Genomic DNA, 12,816 nt, shown 5'->3' with positions numbered 1-12,816 from the left:
ACCATAATTCTTATTGTTATGGTGCCCACTGCCTCCGCAGCGGGCACTATCTATTTTTGCTTTCATGCTCGACCAGGTTCGCCAGTTTATTGAAGAACACCAGCTTTTTACCATCCCGACCGATACCGTGCTGGTGGCCGTGAGCGGCGGGCTCGACTCCGTGGTGCTGCTCGATGTGCTGCACCGGCTGGGCGTGCCGGTGGCAGTGGCGCACTGCCACTTTGGGCTGCGCGGCGAGGAGGCCGACGCCGATGAGCAGTTCGTGCGCAAGCTGGCCAAGCAGTACGAGTCGCCCTATTTTGTGGAGTTTTTCCAGACCAAAGCCTTTGCCGAGCGGGAGCACATTTCGACCCAAATGGCGGCCCGGCTGCTGCGCTACCGTTGGTTTGAGGCGGTGCGCGAGCGCGAGGAGCTGGCCGTCATCGCTACGGCGCACCACCAGCGCGACGCCGCCGAAACGATGCTGCTCAACCTCACCCACGGCACCGGGTTGGCGGGGTTGCACGGCATCCAGGCCAAAAACGGCTACGTGGTGCGCCCGCTGCTGCCCTGCCCCAAGGACGACCTCTACGACTACGTGGTGGCCAACCGCCTCATCTGGCGCGAAGATGCCAGCAACGACAGCCCCGTGTACCAGCGCAACCGCCTGCGCCAGCAGGTGCTACCGGTGCTACGCGAGATTAATCCCAACCTCGACAATACCCTAGGTATCACAGCTGAGCGCGTGGGCGGGGCCGAGGAAATCGTGCGCCGCTACGTGGCTGATACTGCTGCCGAAGCCCGCCGCGATGCGCCCGAGGCCACCTACCTCAGCATCGCCACGCTGCAAAAAACGGCCGCCACGGCGCTCGTGCTGCACGAGTTGCTGCGGCCCTTTGGCTTCTCGTACCTGGTGGTGAAGGACATTGTGGCGGCCTTCCACGCGCCGGCCGGGCGGCAGTTCGACTCGCCCACCCACCGGCTGGTGAAGGACCGCGACCAGCTCGTGATTACGCCACGCGAACTGGCAACCTTCGGCACGTTTCAGCTGGCGGCCGGGCAGGAAGAGCTGCGCGCCGACGGCCTGCGCCTCACGGCTGAATTGCTCGAAATTGACCCGAGCACTTTTGAGATTCCAAAGGGCAAAGGCTCCACGGCGCTCGATGCCGACAAGCTCAAGTTTCCGCTCACGCTACGCCGCTGGCAGGAAGGCGACACCTTTATGCCCCTAGGGCTCAAGGGCAAGAAGAAGCTGAGCGACTTTCTCATCGACCAGAAAATCCCGCTCAACCTCAAGGACAACGTGCGGGTGCTCACCTCGGCCGATGGCAAAATCTGCTGGGTAGTGGGTTTGCGGCCCGACGACCGCTTCAAGGTGACGGAGGAGACGCAGCGGGTATTGGTGCTGCGGCGGGGGTAGTGCGGGCATCGCCCTTTGCTGCCTATTATGCCCTAAAACAGAAAGGACTGGCTTGCGCCAGTCCTTTCTGTTTTTATGAGTAGCGACCTCAGCTGCGGGCTAAAGCTTGATGGTCTTTTTGGATATCACCTGGCCATTGATGCTAACGGTAGCCACATACAGGCCGCTACGTAGCCCTGCGCCATTGACAAGCACTGCGTGCGTGCCAGCCGCAAAGCGCTGCTCATTTACCACGTTGCGCACTTTTTGGCCTATTTCGTTGAGTAAGTCTACGCTGACAACCGAGGCGGTAACCAGGTCAAACCCCACCTTAAACTGGTCCTCGAAGGGCACCGGGCTCAGCGTGAGGCCGGCGGTGGGCTCAGGCGCACTGGCGCGCCGGGCCAGCGTTGTCTCAAAAATGCTTAGGCCCATAAAGTTGGCCATTATGGGGGTCAGCGAGGTGTTGTCGAGCAGGCCGCGGCCGCCAATCTGGCTGGCGTGGGTGCCCGTGTTGTCGTCGGCGCCCACCCACACGTCCTGCGGGGTGTGGTTGCCGACGTTGCCGGTCTGGTTGGTGCCGTTGCCGTTGGTGAGCGGGTTGGAGGCGTAGGCCACCACGATGCGTTTGGCGGTAGCCGAGGCGGGGGTAGGGTAGTCTTTGCCCTGGAAAGCAGTCATCACATAGTCGGGGTACCAGCCGTTGGCGCCGCCATCGCCGCGCACCAGGTTGGTGGGGGTAGCGTAGCCCGCCTCGGCGGCTACCGACTTGGTAATCTGGCCGGCATAGGTCCGAATCTTGGTGCCGTTGTTCGAGGCGTTGGCCTCGTCGTGCAGGCCCGTTACGGCGAAGCCGCCGCACTCGTGGTCGGAGGTCGAAAGCAGCAGGGTGCGGCCGTTGGCCGGCGTGGCCAGCAAGGCCCGGCCCTCGGCCACGGCGTAGTCAAAGGCCAGCACTTCTTTCAGCATGTAGTCCGAGCCGTAAACGTCAGTGGTGCGCGTGGTGGTGGGGGTAGCCGTCACGCCGGCGTCGCCGGTGCCCGCGTACACGGGCCGGTCGGCATCCACCACGTACTGGTTGGTGGTGCCGGTGCCCGCCACCACCGAAATACCGCCAGTGTTGGAGTGCTCTAGGTGGTCGATGCGGCCGGCTTCTACCATCAGGAAAAAGCCTTTGCCGTTGCTTTTGGCCCGCAGCACTTGAATGGCGATGTTGGTCATATCGGCCAGCGAGGGCTCCCAGGCGGCGCTGGTCTGGCGGTCCTGCTCGTAGCTGGCGTGCGAGGCGTTGAATAAGCCCAGCAGTTTCTTGCCCCCCACCCCGTACTGGCTTAGGTTGCCGGCCACGGCCAGCAGCGCGCTGCGGCTGTTGACGTAGCTGTAGTTGCGCTGGCTCACGGCGTAGTCCACTAGGTCCACGTTGTCGGCGCGGGTGCCGGCGAGCAGCACGGCCGCGCCGGCGGCGTTGGTGATGGGCGCGCCAGCCGCGTCTACTACGGCTTTGTTGGTACTGGCCGCGGTGCGGGGCAGGAAGTGGCGGGCGCCGCCGCCTAGCATTACGTCGAGCTCCACGCCTACTTTGGGGGTCGGCAGCACCCAGTCGCGGTTGGCCTGGTACCGGAACGAAGCCGTGGGGCTGGTGTTAAAAATGGCTTCGTACTGCGCCTGGGTCGAGGCAATGTACTGCGCCGCAATGTAGTCCTCCAGGTCGCGGTACCAGATGTGGCTGGCAAACGAGGCCGGCGTGGCGTGCGTAATGCGCGCCGTACTCACTAGGCCCACCGCGTAGCCTTGCTTTTTGGCCGCTTCCAGAATGGTTTCGATGGCCGCACCTGAGCTAGCGTTCAGGGCAATCACCTCGTTGTCTTGCTTGCCGGGCTTGCCGCAGGCATACACCGAGGCGCCGGGCGCCGAGTCCGTAATCCACGAGTTGAGCGAGTGCGTGGTTACGGTGGCATTGTACTTGAGCTTGTCGAGGTTGAGCACCTGGAAGCCCGCGTCGGTGGCAAAGCGCTTGCCATCGCGGCCCTGGCCCATGGCCATGCGCGCGGCCGTTTTGGGCGCCAGCCCAAAGCCATCGCCGATGTACATGATGACGTTGGTCGGCGTTTGGGCCTGGGCCGGCAAGGTGCTCAAGCCGGCCAGCAGCAGGCTGGCACCTAGGAGTAAAGTAGCTTTCGTGGTCATATAGACGGGGGTTGGTGGAGGAGGTGGGGAGCGTTTAAGAGACTGTAAAGGTGGCCTTTCAACATGACGCCCAGGTTACGCCCTAGCCACGGATTCATTAAACCTGGCCCGCCAGAAATCAATTTATTAACACAATAGTGATATACCGGCTACAATCAGCTCGTTACCTTTGACTTCCTACCCCACGCACTTTAGTTATGACGCGCCTCTACCGGCTGCTTACCGCCTTTTCTCACGCGCTGGCCGGCGCCAAGCATTCTGGCCGGGCAGGGGCTAGCTGCCTGCTGGGGCTGCTGCTAGCGGGGGCCTACCCCGCCGGGGCCCGCCCGCCCCGCCGCTACCCCGTGGCGGGCCAGGAGCAGCCTGTGGCCTTACTCACGGTCGGCAAAGCCACCTACCTGGTCACCGAGCACAGCGTATTCCGGCAGGAGGGCCGCACTTTTGTGCGCCACTACCAGAGCGCCGCGCCCATCAGCCGGGCCGTGGGGGCCGATTCGCTACTGTGGCTGGGCACTGAGCAGGGCCTGGTGCGGCTGGGCACCCGCCAGTGGCGGGCTCGGCCGCTGGCCTTGCCCGAGGCTGGCGCCGCTCCTACTCCTATCACGGCCCTCTTCCACGATGCCGCGGGCGCGCTGTGGGTCGGCGCCACGGGCCAGGGCGTGTACCAGATAGTGGGCGGTGAGCTGCAAAATCGGCTGCGCATTCCGGCCGTGAACGCGGGCCTGGCCACGGCCGATAGCTCGGTCTGGATAGCCACCAACATCGGCCTCTACCGCTGGCAGCACCAAGCTTGGCTGCGCTACAATGAGGAAGGCGTGACCAACCACGAAATCCCCGACAACATCGTGGAAAACCTGCTGCTCGATGCCACGGGCAGCCTCTGGGTCCTCATGGCGGGGGCCATCAGCGTGTTTGAGCCCGCGGCCCAGGCCGGGAGCGGCGAGTCGCACGTGCCAACCATCACGTACCTAGGGCGGCCGGGCAATGAGGTGTACAGCGTGGCGGTAGTGCCGGCGCAGGGGCACGTTTTCGCCACCGCTATGGGGCTGCTGCTGCTGCCGCCCCAGCCCCACGGCGAGCTAGCGCACGTGGAAGCCAGCGCCGACCAGGTGCAAACGCCGCAGCTGCTGGTGCCCCTGACCCAGCTGGGCCTGCCAACCCCCGGCCCGCGCCTGGTGCAAGTAGATGCCCAGCAACGCGTGTGGCTGGTGAGCCCCGGCGAAGTGCAGGTGTGGCGCGCCCAGGATTTTCGCCACGCCACGCTGCCCGCGCCCCAGCTAGCGGCAAAAGTGGGTGGCCCTAGGTAGCCGCGGAGCCACCCTACGGCAAGCCCTCGCTGTATGGTACAGAAATCCTTCTCTTTAAAGGCCGACCAGCGGCGCCTAGGTGCGGGCGGTAATAGATACTTGGGGCTTACCTAGCCCAACTGCTCGCTGCGGGCCGAAGCGCACTGCCTGGCATTAAACCTCCGACCAGGTTCATTTCTCAATGCGCACTCCCTATGTGGGCCAGGCGCACCCTTTGCTTATCGTTAGGAGGTAGCGTTGGTAGCTGCATAACCTGTAGCTATTCACTCGTTCAGCGCGTGCCAAAGTTCATGTTGCCGCAGACGCTGATGCCAATCAGCAGCACCACCAACCCGATGAGCAAGACCGTAGCCAGGCAGCCCGGCCCCGAGGAGCCACCGGTGGGAGGAGTTGGTTGAACAGGTTGCATCGGCAGACGAATGAATTTATATACCTATGGCTGAGTGAGTAGCCACCGGTGCCCACCAACAGCACCAGCAAAGTCGCCAGCGCCCTCACTGCGTGCTAAAATGCATGTGGGTGGCACAATCGCTAAAGCCCGCAATGCCAATCAGAAAGGTCGACAGCAAGCAGACCCGGCCGATACTACCCTGGCTCGTGGCGAAGCCAAACAGAGCCGCGGCAAAATTGAGGAAGCTTAACAAATAGAGCGCCCCGTAAATGCCACTTTGCTCATCGAGTAGCTCGCGCCCCACGTGCAGCGCCACTACCAGCCCTAGGTTGAGGAGAATAACGCGGCCAAAATAGCTCTTGGGTTGGGGCTCGCTCATATGATACCTAGGCGCTCGCCGCGCAGCTCCTCCAGCCGCGCCAGCTTCTCCTGGTCGCGGTAGAAGATGTTCATAGTTTCGAAGGGAATGATTTTCAAATCCTTGCTCACGATGTGGACACAGGACTTTTTGACGGCCCGCACGTCGAAATTATGCGCGTCCATGAACTGGAGAATGATGACGCGGAACAGGTTTTCGTAGCTCAAGTTGGGGGCCGACACCTGGGGTAGGCAGCAGAGCAGCTGGTTGAGGTCGGGCACCACGGTATCGACGGTGTTGGCGGTGCTGAAGAGGCGCAGCATGTGGTCGCGCAGGCGCGGGTCGCGCTCATACACAATGGTATTGCTGCTGTTGATGAGCAGGTCGGCGGGGTCGAGGTAGCGGGTAAGCGGGAAGACTTCACCCTCGATTTTAAGGGCGTAGGCCATCGCTAGCGCGTCGGGGTTGCAGGGCACGGGCAGCAGGTCGGCGGCCGTGAAAACGGGGCTTTGGTCGATGATGCCCTGGCGCACCTCGGTGAGCGAAAACGAGTCGGTTTCGGGGTTGAAATTGTCGAGCCGCCCGGCCGCCTGGGTGGGCTGAAACGTGACGCCGCGAATGCACTTCTGCTGGAGCGCGTAGTCGATGATGGCACCCATCTCGTCGTCGTTGAGGCCTTTTTGGAGCGTCACGACGAGCGTGGTGCTTAGGTTGTACTTGTTGAGGTGCTCGATGGCCTGGCGGCGCACCTCGCGCAGGTCGCGCCCGCGCATGGTGAGCAGCACGTTTTCGCGGAACGAGTCGAACTGTAAGTACACCTCAAACGCGCCGGCGTAGGTAGCCAGCCGAGCCACGAAGGCTTCGTCTTTGGCCAGGCGCACGCCGTTGGTATTCAGCATCAAGTGCTTAATGGGCTTGCTTTTGCAGAGGTCCATGATTTCCCAGAACTGCGGGTGCAGCGTGGGCTCGCCGCCCGAAATCTGAATCACGTCGGGCTCGCCCTCGTTGGCTACTACCAGGTCGAGCATGGCCTCGATTTCTTCGAGGGTGCGGTGGCGGCCGTGGGTGGGGCTGCTTTCGGCGTAGCAGGTGGGGCAGGTGAGGTTGCAGCGGTCGGTGACCTCAATCACGGTGAGACAGGAGTGCTGCTCGTGGTCGGTGCAGAGGCCGCAGTCGTAGGGGCAGCCGTAGTGGGTGGCCATGTTGAAGCGGCGCGGCGTCTCGCTGTGCTTCACGTAGTTGCGAATGCTTTTGTAGTACTCGATGTCGGTGGCGATGCGCACCTTCTGCCGCCCGTGCTCGGGGCAGCGCTTGAGCATATACACGGCCCCGTCTTCAAAGACGATTTTGGCTTCGATACGCCGCAGGCAGTGCGGGCACAAGCTCAGGGTGAAGTCGTAGTAGGTGTAAGGGCGTTCGGGCATGGAGCTATAAAAAGAGTATCTATATCAAGCAAAAAAACTAAGCTGACTTTCTCAAAAATTGCAAGAACCCTTTTCCAAATTCAGTTATACCCATGCGTGCGAATGGGACATAACCATAGGTTCCAATAGTAATATCAATCAAAAGAGCTTTCGAATAAAGATTTTGCTTGTGATATATCAATTGACTATCAGATACTTTATAAAAAGAAGCCGTATTATAAATTTCTAACTCATCGAATACCATCTTGTAATTATCAACTCGCTTTTCAACAACTTCTAATTCATCTTGCACTCTATCTTTACTATTGGCACTACCATCTAAAGATAATTTTATTTCTTCTTTTAACTGCTGCTTCAAAGATTCTAGCTCATTTTTCAAATAGTTAAAATCATCCTTATCGTGCATAAATTTATTATCAAATACTTCATGATAAGATAGTATTATTATTTCAATCTCATCAAGTGATGCGATTAGCTCTAAAAACCTACTTGTATTGTCGGTATCAAAATTTTTATTTTCTATTTTATTAATTAAAATATCTTTATATCTTCTATATTTAGCTTCAGACTTTGTTTGAACAACATTCCGCATTACACCCTCAAATAAATCTCCAAAATCTTCCGTCTTGAGAACGTCGGTATCAAAGTCTGGTCTGTTGGTGAAATATTCACCGAACATCTCAGTAAACTTATTGAGCCTTTCCTGTTTGACACGCCCCCTAATATCAAAAACTACTTCATTCAGCACTGCTCCGACATAGGGCACTAAACTAAATATCGAACGCAAGACAGCTACGTCCGCTTCTTTCGAGTATTTATTCAAGCTTACGTCTTTCTTATTAAAATTTGCCATATCCGCCTTTGAATTTTAGTTTTGATTGCCATTGCTGTCTTACCCACAGCCAAACATAATACCCCAGCCCCGCCACGCAAGCCCACTGAATAGCCGTGAGCCCCAGCCCCGGCAGCGCCGCCGTGGGCTTGAGAAACTCGACTAGCAGGCGAAACAGCAGGTAGCCGGCCAGAAACAGCTCGAAGCGGCGGCCATTGAGCAGCGGGCGGCGGCGCTCGGCCAGCCAGAGCCCAAGGGCCAGCAGGGCCAAAAACCCTATTTCGTAGAGGTTGGTAGGGTGACGCGGGATGCCGTCGCCAAAGTCGATGCCCCAGGGCAGGCGGGTGGGCTTGCCGAAGGTGCCATCGGTGAGGCCGCTAAGGTGGCAGCCGAGCCGGCCGATGGCCAGCCCCAGCAGCAAGGGGTACACCATGAGGTCGCCGCTACTGGTTTTGATGCCTAAGTACTTCTTGGTCAGCTCCACCCCTACCAGGCCACCTAGGAAGCCGCCCACTATCGTCTTGTTGGTGAAGTAGTAGAGCCAGCCGCCGGGCGGGTGCAGCAGCAGCGCGGGGTGCTCGAGCAGCCCCAGCGCCCGCGAGCCCAGCAGCGCCCCGGCCGCCGCGCCCACGAATATCCACTGCCGGCCCTGGTCGCTGATGGCATCGGGGGTGCGGGCGCGCAGAGCGGTGTAAAGGCGGTAGCCCAGCGAATAGGCCAGCACCTCGCACACTAAGTGCACGGGCAGGTGAAACGAGCCGAAGGTGAGTTGGACGGGATAGGTCAAGCGGACGGGCAGCAGGTTCGGGAAAGCGCGGTAAATTAGCCCCAATGTCTCGCTTTCCTCGTGCCGCCGCCCGCCGCTTACCGGCCTTGCTCGTGCTGGGCCTGCTGGCGCTGCTGCTGTGGGGGCAGTGCGGCCAGTTATTTCAGGGCAGCACGCGCGAGCCAGGCGGTGTCGTGGGGTGGGTGAAAAGCGTCGATAGCCTGAGCACCGCGCCCGCCACCCTCTACCTGACTCTGTACCTACGCAACAACCTTAGCCAGCCGGTGCAGGTGCGGGAGGCAAGCGGAACCCTACGCTACGGCGGCCGGCTGCACCGGTTTGCGACCCCGCCCGCCCTGCGCGATACCCTGCTGTATCCCTGGACGGAACTGACGCACCCCGTGGCCATCCCGCTGCACCTTTCGGCCGACTCGCTGGCGCTGCTACGCACCTTGCTGGATATCGGCTACCCGGCCGATGCCGCCCCCAGCCTGCGGTGGCAGGCCAGCTACTCGCCCCGACAGTCGCCGGCTGTGCGCCGCCAAGCGCGCATCACACCCTACCTGCCGTTGCTGACGCCGGGGCGCTGAGCTCTTCCCATCAGCAAAACAGCCGCTTACGCCTGCGCGCGCGCCTTTTTGGGGCGGGTGGTGGGCTCCTCATCGCCCAGCAGCAGGCCCCAGGGCTTGAGGCCCTCGATGCGGTCGCAGATGATTTTGATAATGGCGATAACCGGCAGCGCCAGAAACATGCCCGCCACGCCACCAATGGCATTGCCCACCAGCACGCCCACGATGGCTACCAGCGCGTTGACCTTGATTTTGGAGGCCACGATGCGCGGGATGAGGTAGTGGTTATCAATGAATTGAATGACGATGTACACGCCCACCACCCCCAGCGGGTAGATGTAGCCCTCCTTGGCCACGAAGGCCATGAGCACCGGCAGCAAGATGGCCGTGAGCCCGCCGATGTAGGGGATAAAATTGAGCAGCGCCCCGAGCACGCCCAGCAGCAGCGCATACGGAATGCCCAGCGCCAGCAGGCCCGCCACATTCAGCACCGCCACAATGCTGCCCTCGATGAGCAGCCCTACCATGTAGCTCTGAATAGCCGATTTGCTTTCGTGCAGCACCTCGGCCACACCGCTGTCCTGCTGCCGGCCCGAGAATACCTGGGTGAGAAAATCGACCAGCCGCCGCTGGTACAGAAACAGCAAAAAGATGTATACCGGCACCAGCGTGGCTACTACCAGCAGCCCCGACACCGCCGTGAGCGTGCCGCCCAGCAGGCCGGCGGCCCGGCTGCCGGCCTCGCTGGCATAGCCCCGCAGCTTCTGGCTGGTGAGGCCAAAGCGGGCATTCAGCCACTGCTGGAGCTGCCCGGCCGTTTGCAGCAGCTTGGTCTTGAACATGGGCAGCTGGGTCGAGAGCTGCGCGGCTTCTAAATAAATAAAATAGACCAGCGCCAGCAGCGCGGCCACCCCCAGCACCACCGTGAGGCCAATGGCCAGCAGCTGCGGCACCCGCCGCCGCACCAGCCACTGCTCGATGGGGTGCAGCATGATGGCGAAGATGGCCGCGAAGAACAGCGGAAAAATAATGTCGCTGGCAATGTGCAGCGTAAACACCACCAGCGCCAGCCCCAGCAGCACCAGCGGCGCCTTAACGTAGAGCGGAAACCTAGGGCCGGCGGGCGTAGCAGTGGGTAGCATAAGAATGAGCCGGCATAAGGGCCAGCCTTTGGCAAGCTACGCGTTTATGGCCCCCGCGGCTACTGCGCCAGCCAACAAAAAAGGCACGCCCCAACGGGCGTGCCTTTTTTGTTGGTCAGTTTTCGCTTTGTCTACCGGCCCACGGCCGCCATCATGGCCTCGGGGTAGCGGGTGCCCGCGGCGGCACCTAGGGGCAGCAGCTCGTCGAGGTGGTGCAGCTCGTCGGCGCTCAGTTGCACGTCGGCGGCGGCCACGTTTTCTTCGAGGTACTTCACGCGCTTGGTGCCGGGAATGGGCACCAGGTCGTCGCCCTGGGTTAGCACCCAGGCCAAGGCCAGCTGGCCGGCCGTCACGCCTTTACGCTGGGCGAGGTCGCGCAGGTGGTTTACCAGCTTCAGGTTTTTATCGAAGTTCTCGCCCTGAAAGCGGGGCGAGAAGCGGCGGTAGTCGTCGGGCGCAAAGTCCTCGAACTTCTGAATTTCGCCAGTCAGAAAACCCCGGCCTAGGGGCGAGTACGGCACCAGGCCGATGCCCAACTCGCGCAGGGTGGGCAGCACCTCTACCTCCACGTCGCGGCTCCAGAGGCTGTACTCGGTTTGCACCGCCGTGATGGGGTGCGTGGCGTGGGCGCGCCGGATGGTTTCGGCCCCGGCCTCGCTCAGGCCCAGAAAGCGCACTTTGCCTTCTTCCACGAGCCGGCTCATGGCGCCCACGGTTTCTTCAATGGGCACGGTGGGGTCTACGCGGTGCTGATAGTAGAGGTCGATGTGGTCGGTGCCCAGGCGCTTGAGCGAGCCCTCGGCCGCCTGCCGCACGTACTCGGGGCGGCCACTAATGCCGCGCTTGGTGGGGTCGTTGGCATCGCGCACGATGCCGAATTTGGTGGCCAGCTGCACCTGGTCGCGGCGGGCTTTGTTTTCCTTGAAGAAGCGGCCCAACAGCTCCTCGTTGGTGTAGGGGCCGTACATGTCGGCGGTGTCCAGGAAGGTCACGCCCAACTCCAGGGCGCGGGCCAGGGTGCGCAGGCTTTCGGCATCGTCAGGCTGGCCGTAGAAATCGGACATGCCCATGCAGCCGAGGCCGAGGGCAGAAACAGTGAGGCCGGTGCGGCCGAGTTGGCGGGTTTGCATAGATTCAATGAGCAATTAATAAGGAGCAAGGAGCAGCCGGGAGCATGCTGCCCTAGCAGAAGTAAACAGCCAAGACCCCGATTGTTCCCCCCTGCTTTCCCTGCTCATTGATAATTGCTCATTGTTCATTGTTACCGTCCTTTGCGGCATGCTAAAATTATCGTTGCCGCTGCGCGCGGCTTGCTCGCTAGTCGCTTTTGCCGTGCTGCCGAGCTGCGGCGGGGCAAGCACCTCCTCGACCCCCACCACAGCCGCGACGGCGCCCGCCGACCAGGCGCGAGCCCTCGAAGACACCCTCATGGCCCACCACGACCGCGCTATGGGCCAGACCGAGCAATTGTTTGAGCTGAAAGCCAAGCTGACGGCCGCCAAAACCCCGGCCCTGACGACGCCCGTGATTGCCAAAATGCAGGCCGCCGACCAGGCCATGATGAACTGGATGCACCATTACCAGGCCCCCGACAGCGCCGCGCCCGCCAGCCAGCGCCTCACCTACCTGCAAGACCAGCAGCGCCAGCTGGCCGGGGTGGAGCGCCGCCTGCGCGGGGCCCTCGACTCGGCCAACGCCGCATTGCACCAACTGCCCGCAGCGGGTGTTACGGCGGCACCGGCTGCTACCGCCAAGTAGGCAGCTGGGTAGTTCGCTTGTTTAGTTAATGATGATGCTGAAAACCCTATTGCGGCGGGGCACCCTGCCGCTGCTCGCCGGCGCGGCCCTGCTGCTGGCCAGCTGCCAAGAAGAACCCCGCCGCCTGCCCATCCTGGGCGAGCGCGACGTGCGCGAAAACCCCAAGGGCGGCCCCGCCGACACCGTTTTTGCCACCGTGCCCGCCTTCCGGGCGCACGACCAGAATGGGAAGCTCGTGACCAACCAAAACTTCACGGGTCAGGTCTACCTCACCGATTTTTTCTTCGCCACCTGCCCCGGCATCTGCCCCAAGATGAACGGCGAGCTGCTGAAAGTGTACAAGCAGTATGGCCAAACGCCCGGCCTGAATTTCGTATCCTTCACCATCGACCCCGAGCACGACAGCCTGGCCGTGCTGCGCGACTACGCCCAGCGCCTAGGTGCCCCCACCAACGCCAACTGGCGCTTTGTGCGCACTAGCAAGGACAGCGTATTCACGCTGGCGCGCGGCCTGTTCACGGCCGCCATGCCCGATAAAGCTGCGCCCGGCGGCTTTGCCCACAACGGTACTTTTGCCCTGGTCGATGACCTAGGGCACGTGCGCGGCCTCTACGACAGCCTCAACCCCACCCAGGTGCAGGCCCTGCTCACCGACTTGCCCGTGCTGCTGGCTGAGGTGAAGGAGCGCCAGAAAAAAAGCTAAC

Annotated in this window: 13 protein-coding genes; 5 read left to right on the top strand and 8 right to left on the bottom strand. The window is 61.5% G+C overall.

Translation table 11 applies throughout. The features are described from left to right. Positions 1–64: 64 nt before the first annotated feature. Entirely contained in the window at positions 65–1,399 is a 1,335-nt protein-coding gene (tilS, locus tag ACFSDX_RS10430) for a tRNA lysidine(34) synthetase TilS (protein WP_382313315.1), read from the top strand. A 99-nt stretch (positions 1,400–1,498) separates the two neighbouring features. Here the strand turns inward: tilS and ACFSDX_RS10425 are convergent, their stop codons facing one another. Further along, positions 1,499–3,565 carry an alkaline phosphatase gene (locus tag ACFSDX_RS10425; protein ID WP_382313314.1) on the bottom strand — a complete coding sequence of 689 codons (2,067 nt, stop codon included), beginning with the start codon at positions 3,563–3,565 and terminating at the stop codon, positions 1,499–1,501. Between the two features lie 197 nt (positions 3,566–3,762). On the opposite strand from ACFSDX_RS10425, the gene ACFSDX_RS10420 reads away from it, so the two are divergent. Beyond that, entirely contained in the window at positions 3,763–4,872 is a 1,110-nt protein-coding gene (locus ACFSDX_RS10420; protein ID WP_382313312.1) for a hypothetical protein, read from the top strand. Between the two features lie 271 nt (positions 4,873–5,143). On the opposite strand, the gene ACFSDX_RS10415 is transcribed toward ACFSDX_RS10420, so the two are convergent. The 5 genes from ACFSDX_RS10415 to ACFSDX_RS10395 all read right to left on the bottom strand — a co-directional run bounded on the left by ACFSDX_RS10415 (position 5,144) and on the right by ACFSDX_RS10395 (position 8,664). Then, the gene (locus tag ACFSDX_RS10415; protein WP_382313311.1) at positions 5,144–5,281 is read right to left on the bottom strand and encodes a hypothetical protein; all 138 of its coding nucleotides are present in this window, start codon (positions 5,279–5,281) and stop codon (positions 5,144–5,146) included. Between the two features lie 85 nt (positions 5,282–5,366). Beyond that, positions 5,367–5,642, bottom strand: coding sequence for a hypothetical protein (locus ACFSDX_RS10410; protein ID WP_382313309.1), 276 nt, complete (start codon positions 5,640–5,642; stop codon positions 5,367–5,369). After that, positions 5,639–7,045, bottom strand: coding sequence for a radical SAM protein (locus ACFSDX_RS10405; protein ID WP_382313308.1), 1,407 nt, complete (start codon positions 7,043–7,045; stop codon positions 5,639–5,641). The genes ACFSDX_RS10410 and ACFSDX_RS10405 overlap by 4 nt, the downstream gene beginning before the upstream one ends. Before the next feature lie 37 nt (positions 7,046–7,082). Next, complete coding sequence (locus ACFSDX_RS10400) at positions 7,083–7,898, bottom strand: hypothetical protein (RefSeq protein ID WP_382313307.1); 816 nt, start codon at positions 7,896–7,898, stop codon at positions 7,083–7,085. Then, on the bottom strand, positions 7,885–8,664 hold the full coding sequence (locus tag ACFSDX_RS10395; RefSeq protein ID WP_382313306.1) for a prolipoprotein diacylglyceryl transferase: 780 nt from the start codon (positions 8,662–8,664) through the stop codon (positions 7,885–7,887). Before ACFSDX_RS10395 ends, ACFSDX_RS10400 begins: the two co-directional genes overlap by 14 nt. Positions 8,665–8,708: 44 nt before the next feature. On the opposite strand from ACFSDX_RS10395, the gene ACFSDX_RS10390 reads away from it, so the two are divergent. Beyond that, entirely contained in the window at positions 8,709–9,233 is a 525-nt protein-coding gene (locus tag ACFSDX_RS10390; protein ID WP_382313305.1) for a hypothetical protein, read from the top strand. A gap of 26 nt (positions 9,234–9,259) precedes the next feature. On the opposite strand, the gene ACFSDX_RS10385 is transcribed toward ACFSDX_RS10390, so the two are convergent. Continuing rightward, positions 9,260–10,354 carry an AI-2E family transporter gene (locus ACFSDX_RS10385; protein ID WP_382313304.1) on the bottom strand — a complete coding sequence of 365 codons (1,095 nt, stop codon included), beginning with the start codon at positions 10,352–10,354 and terminating at the stop codon, positions 9,260–9,262. Between the two features lie 131 nt (positions 10,355–10,485). After that, positions 10,486–11,484: an aldo/keto reductase gene (locus tag ACFSDX_RS10380; RefSeq protein ID WP_382313303.1), complete on the bottom strand. Its 999-nt coding sequence runs from the start codon at positions 11,482–11,484 to the stop codon at positions 10,486–10,488. Positions 11,485–11,632: 148 nt separating this feature from the next. On the opposite strand from ACFSDX_RS10380, the gene ACFSDX_RS10375 reads away from it, so the two are divergent. Together ACFSDX_RS10375 and ACFSDX_RS10370 are read left to right on the top strand one after the other, a co-directional pair. After that, the gene (locus ACFSDX_RS10375) at positions 11,633–12,112 is read left to right on the top strand and encodes a hypothetical protein (protein WP_382313302.1); all 480 of its coding nucleotides are present in this window, start codon (positions 11,633–11,635) and stop codon (positions 12,110–12,112) included. A 34-nt stretch (positions 12,113–12,146) separates the two neighbouring features. Continuing rightward, on the top strand, positions 12,147–12,815 hold the full coding sequence (locus ACFSDX_RS10370) for an SCO family protein (RefSeq protein WP_382313301.1): 669 nt from the start codon (positions 12,147–12,149) through the stop codon (positions 12,813–12,815). Position 12,816: the final 1 nt, after the last annotated feature.

This window comes from Hymenobacter bucti (genome assembly GCF_042681145.1).
In the GTDB taxonomy this organism is placed as follows: Bacteria; Bacteroidota; Bacteroidia; order Cytophagales; family Hymenobacteraceae; genus Hymenobacter; species Hymenobacter bucti.
The sequence above is the reverse complement of the archived record's forward strand: the minus strand, read 5'-3'. Positions and strand labels throughout refer to the sequence as shown.